The following is a 3,493-nucleotide window of genomic DNA, read 5'->3' as shown; positions in this document are numbered from 1 at the left end:
CTTGTTCACTGGCTTCATAATCTCTCACCTCGTCATCGTTATCCTCACTATACTTTGATTTGTGGGGTATGACAACTATTCTGACAGATAGGGATTCTCTGCACGTTTATCGCCGCGGTTATAGGCAGGCAGGATATGCGTTTCCATGAACTGATCGAACTTGCCCATGTAGACGTTAGATAGTAACGGACTCAGAATAGACCCTTGCGGACAGCCGCTCAGAGTAGCATTATATTTCCAGTCTTCCAGATATCCGCATTCCAGAAATTGTTTCATCAGTCTCAAGAAACGATTGTCTTTGATCTTTTCAGCCAGGATGCCAAGCAAAATGTCATGATCGATGCTGCCAAAACAGTCTCGAATTCCATGTGGGTAGTCCGAGAGGACGTTGCTTCTTACTGCCTTTCTTCTTGATGTATTCGCGTCTGACAGGTGCGAAGCGGTAGGTTTCCCTCTTCAGTTGATCAATGATTCGATCAATCTTAGCGATGGACATGCCGTCAACCGTTTCGTTTGTCACACCCTTTGTCATCGCGCCGTTGTTGGCATAAATATTTTTGTAGGCAATAAGAAATAATTCCTTGTTATAAAGCAAACGGTAGATTCGATATAACGGCAACTTTCGCTTACCCCTGTCGCTGATGATATCCAACACTTTTTCGGCTTTTTGCATTCCGCATACCTCCAAGTCTTTGATATCGTAACCACCTGTCTTCCTTCTCCTGATCTCCCGCATACTTGGTTACCCTTTTGGCGGTATAGATGATCCAGCGGCACATATTAGAGTCCGCCTGTGCAGCCATCATTACAACAGCCACGTTGGATACTATGAAGACTCCGTTACCATAAGGGTCTCCCCCGTTAGACAATCCCATGTTTTGCGCAGAAAGAACGTAATAGCTTGACTTAGGTTCCCACTCATGACCTTGCTTGAACTCACTGTTCAATGGCTTATCGCCTTGGAGTTCTTCGAAAGAAACTAGATTTCGAATATGCGATAAGTAGAGAGAATTTAGACGGTGTATCCCCAGATGTGCGGTTCCATCCCTGGTCATTCAGGTTCAGGCAGTGTAGCTTTTAACCATATCAAGCAGAACTTGCGCGGCGAACTTCTATACCATCTTCAAAGTACCCACGCTTTACGGCCATGCTCTTGTCCCCTCTTCCTTTCGGATTCAGGTTAGGCGCTGTTCTCAACGTATTTCCAAGGACATTGGTCCGGTGACCGGACAATTCTTTCCGCGCACGACATGGCGCACCCTCTCAGCGCATCCGGCTCTCCATTTAAGTGTTGCTTAAAGCAAAGGCGACTTCGTCATAATAAGATTCAACTGTAAGACGTTTCTCAGAACGCAGAATGTATGGGTTTTCGTCTGGATTTCGCCATGTGAACCAACGTTTTCGACTGGTTATCAGCCTTCTCAGTGCCAATTCTCCATGGAATCCCCGACTGTTTTGTCCCTGCAGTACCCAGATTTTAGCCTTGCCCTTTTCTGGTGATCGGACATATTCTCGCATTAACGATCGGAAACTACGCTTGTACTTCCGTGCGAGCCAGTATCCGAGTTTCCAAAATACCGTGCGATCTACTTTGCTGAATATCGTCGCAGTATGGTCGGTATATTGGTAGAAATTTGCCCATCCTGCAAGTTGTCGATTAAGGCTTTCAACCAAGTCCATTCTGTTCATGCTGTAATACCTGACAGTTGCTTGACTAGCTTCTCAGTGAAACGGCGGTACTTCTCCCATGGAATGGATGAGACAGGGCGCATTCGTCCTCGGGATCCTCGTTTGCGAATAATGCGGTGACCGAGAAAAATAAAACCATCGTTGACGTGTGTAATATGTGTCTTTTCCATATTTAACGTGAGTTTCAGCGTATCTTCGAGAAATTCCCGACATACCTCCCGCACTTCTTCTGCATGTGCCTTGGTTCCTTTGACGACGACTACAAAGTCGTCTGCATAGCGACAGTAAGAAATTGCAGGTTTCCATTGCCGATTTTCATGTATCGCGATAGGACGCTCATTCTGTATGCCGAAGTTCCATGCCCAGCGATCTTTTCGTACCTTCTTACTCAGAAATTTCGCTTCCATCCATTGATCAAATTCGTGTAACATAATATTGGATAATAGCGGCGAAATGACGCCGCCCTGCGGAACTCCTTCGCTTGAAGCGCGAAATAAACCACGGTCTACGCATCATGCCTTGATCATCTTCCACAGCAAGGAAAGGAGTCTCTGGTCAGATATGCGTTTACGGACAGCCTTCATGAGCAACCGATGGTGAACAGTATCGAAGTAGCTTGCCAAGTCACCTTCAATGACCCAGCGACCGGCGGTTGCATTCGTTTGTTCGTTTCCATCTTGCAATTGCATTTTGACAGTTCGAATTGCATGATGAACGCTTCGCGCCGGTCTGAAACCATAGGATACTGGATGGAAATCACTTTCCCATATCGGTTCCATTACCATCAACATTGCCCTTTGTACGATACGATCTCGAAGACAGGGAATACCTAGCGGTCTGAGTTTGCCATTCGCTTTGGGGATGTACACCCGTCGGGCAGGTTGCGGACAGTAATTTCCAGTCAGTAATTCATAGCGTAACATTTCTAGTTCAAGATCAAGTCTTTCTTCCATCTTGCGCTTGTTCACGCCATCAACGCCCGGTGTTCGAGCTCCACTCGAAGCGAGGGTGATACGAGCCGCTTCACTTAGCCAAGACCTGTCAGCAATTAATCTGATTAGTCGATCGAACTTACGTTCCTTGTTTTCTGTTGACCATGTCGCCAGTTTGCTTTGCATTTCACTGATTATCAAAGGTCTTCACCTCACTAAAGTCAGTTAATGAGCCAAGTAAACCACTTAAACTGCCTCCCTTTGCCATGTGACCGGCTTTCCCGGCCTCGGACTACTACGGAGGCTCCGTCATTCTGCATAACATCGGGGAACACACTCCCTTGGCATCTATGCAGACTTTCCCCAGTTCACATGTTGGACTCTACACATGGGTTAGGCTGCCTATCGCAGTCTTTATCCTTGCATTCTGCAAGTCGTCGCGGACATCATGATCTAGCTGTGCACTCTTCGTGATTCCTAGCCGATAAACATACATATTCAACCGACTTTCGTGAATTCCGTCAATACGGCTAACGGAAGTTCAGTCCGCGACCTGCCTGTTAAACGGTGTAGGCAGGGGTGACATTTCAACCCTCAGATGCGGTTTAATAGGTTCGTGTTCCTCAACCTTCCCATGCTCAGCCTAGAGACTCATCTTGGCGTAACCGTTTCGCCGCAAGCCCCGTTTTCCGCGGACTACGTCACCTTGCCAGTGTCGGCAAGTCACCGCCGCTTCGACTCACTTCTTCTCACAGCAGAAGAAGGGCATGTCTGTAAAAAAAAAAATCGACATGTATTCCAAACATGCTCAAGTAACTTCGTCCCACTACGGGATCTTGTTAGCTGGGCGTACCATAAGTAATATCTGTCAC

General features: G+C 46.9%; 3 protein-coding genes and 1 pseudogene. All 4 read right to left on the bottom strand.

Going from position 1 to position 3,493, the window contains the following annotated elements:
• Positions 1 to 75 precede the first annotated feature (75 nt).
• Positions 76 to 327, bottom strand: a complete 252-nt coding sequence (locus L1N85_RS26665; RefSeq protein ID WP_235242044.1) for an RNA-dependent RNA polymerase family protein — start codon at positions 325 to 327, stop codon at positions 76 to 78.
• Positions 328 to 331: 4 nt separating this feature from the next.
• The gene (locus tag L1N85_RS26660) at positions 332 to 673 is read right to left on the bottom strand and encodes an RNA-dependent RNA polymerase family protein (protein WP_235242043.1); all 342 of its coding nucleotides are present in this window, start codon (positions 671 to 673) and stop codon (positions 332 to 334) included.
• A 611-nt stretch (positions 674 to 1,284) separates the two neighbouring features.
• Positions 1,285 to 1,680 (bottom strand): group II intron maturase-specific domain-containing protein, encoded by a 396-nt coding sequence (locus L1N85_RS27475; RefSeq protein ID WP_268818498.1) that lies wholly within the window; start codon positions 1,678 to 1,680, stop codon positions 1,285 to 1,287.
• Positions 1,681 to 1,685: 5 nt separating this feature from the next.
• Positions 1,686 to 2,612: pseudogene (locus L1N85_RS26655) on the bottom strand (reverse transcriptase domain-containing protein).
• Positions 2,613 to 3,493: the final 881 nt, after the last annotated feature.

Source organism: Paenibacillus alkaliterrae (assembly GCF_021532375.1).
Classification (GTDB): domain Bacteria; phylum Bacillota; class Bacilli; order Paenibacillales; family Paenibacillaceae; genus Pristimantibacillus; species Pristimantibacillus alkaliterrae.
The sequence above is the reverse complement of the archived record's forward strand: the minus strand, read 5'-3'. Positions and strand labels throughout refer to the sequence as shown.

Coding starts and splice junctions, on each gene's coding strand:
- L1N85_RS26660 (WP_235242043.1), bottom strand. CDS start 673: ATGCAAAAAGCCGAAAAAGTGTTGGATATCATCAGCGACAGGGGTAAG.
- L1N85_RS27475 (WP_268818498.1), bottom strand. CDS start 1,680: ATGGACTTGGTTGAAAGCCTTAATCGACAACTTGCAGGATGGGCAAAT.